At 32.9% G+C, this 1,415-nt stretch carries 2 protein-coding genes; both read right to left on the bottom strand.

The window, feature by feature from the left end; genetic code table 11:
* Window positions 1–363: 363 nt before the first annotated feature.
* Window positions 364–615: a hypothetical protein gene (locus tag AC1DUW_RS28740; RefSeq protein ID WP_477644175.1), complete on the bottom strand. Its 252-nt coding sequence runs from the start codon at window positions 613–615 to the stop codon at window positions 364–366.
* On the bottom strand, window positions 599–1,415 hold an 817-nt coding region (locus AC1DUW_RS28735), incomplete at its 5' end, for a helix-turn-helix domain-containing protein (RefSeq protein ID WP_477644174.1). The genes AC1DUW_RS28735 and AC1DUW_RS28740, both read right to left, overlap by 17 nt.

Here is a 1,415-nt window from a genome sequence, read left to right as displayed (position 1 = left end):
TTTTATATTACTACAATTTTCCTTACTAAATGTGTGTTTATCACTTTTACTAACAGCTATTACTATTCCACTAGCCGATCCAATTTTTTCGTAATTCATTTCATACAACTCCTCATACTACTTATATTTGACATATTTATAAAACTTTCCTGCCCGATAGTTAAAGCTAAAGTGCAAATAGCATCTAGTTTCACATAATGGCGCTTATCCGCAATGATAAAAGGATCTTCGGTTGGAAGATCCTTTTATACTGATGCTTCAGCGAAACGCACTCGTTAGTTCCATGAATAAATTATTGAATGAAAGTTAGTTTTTAGGATTCAGATCAAACCATGCTATTTCTTCATTTTCGATTGTTACATCTTAAAAAGCATTAAATGAATAATCTTTAAGTTCTCTAATTTCTTTTGACAGAACAATAAATGATACTTGGGGATTTTCTTCACTTACACCTAAATAGAAATGAAGAGTAAATTTCCCCTCTTGATCAGGTTTAAGCACTGATGCAAAGGTATGACCGTATCCTAAACCACTTTCATCATTTTCTGACCCATTAATAAAAAATATCTCTTTGGATGAAGCAACTTGCCAAATGGCTTTAAATTTTTTTTTCAACTTGACGAAATTGATTCGGAGTCATGCCAAATGCTGCTTTAAACTTTTCGATAAAATAGCTAGTACTTAAAAAACCTACTTCTAAAGAGATTTCTGTAATTGAACTTGTTGTTCGAACTAAAAGCTCTTTACTTCTATCTAAGCGGTAAGCCAATAAATACTGAAAAGGTGTTCGACCCAGATGCTTTTTAAAAATTCGATTGGTTTCAGCTCTACTTAAATAAGCAACATTTGCGACATCATCTAGTGTGATTTTACTTCCATAATGATGATGCATATATCGCAATATTTCTTTTACTCTTGGATCGTAAACTACTTTTTTCTGCTCATGATTAGGTACGATGTTCGTGACCAGACGCTCAATACAGAAAAGGTACTGTTGTGTAATCACTAATTCACATCCAAATGATTTGTTCTCATACGCGACAAATCCTTTTTTGATTGCTTTCATAATGTCATTTTGCCAATTGATACTAGGTGAAAAAGGGATAAAAGGAACTTTTTCATTTTGAATAAGGAACCCTATATACTTCTTTTCAATATACGAACTGGCTATATGCACACCTACATTCCAACAAATATAACGTCCCTCACATGAATCGGCATGTGCTTCATGAATTACTCCTGAATTAATAAAAATCCCTTCTCCTTCATTTAAATTAATTTCTTCACCATGAATTTGAAAGCATACATGACCACCTGTTACAACGACAAACTGTAGCTCCTCATGCCAATGAAGTGGAATATAGCCAACAATATTTTTCCGAATATTAGTATGATAGAAAATGACTGGCCATTGT

The organism is Peribacillus sp. P4_C12 (assembly GCF_056402095.1).
The sequence above is the reverse complement of the archived record's forward strand: the minus strand, read 5'-3'. Positions and strand labels throughout refer to the sequence as shown.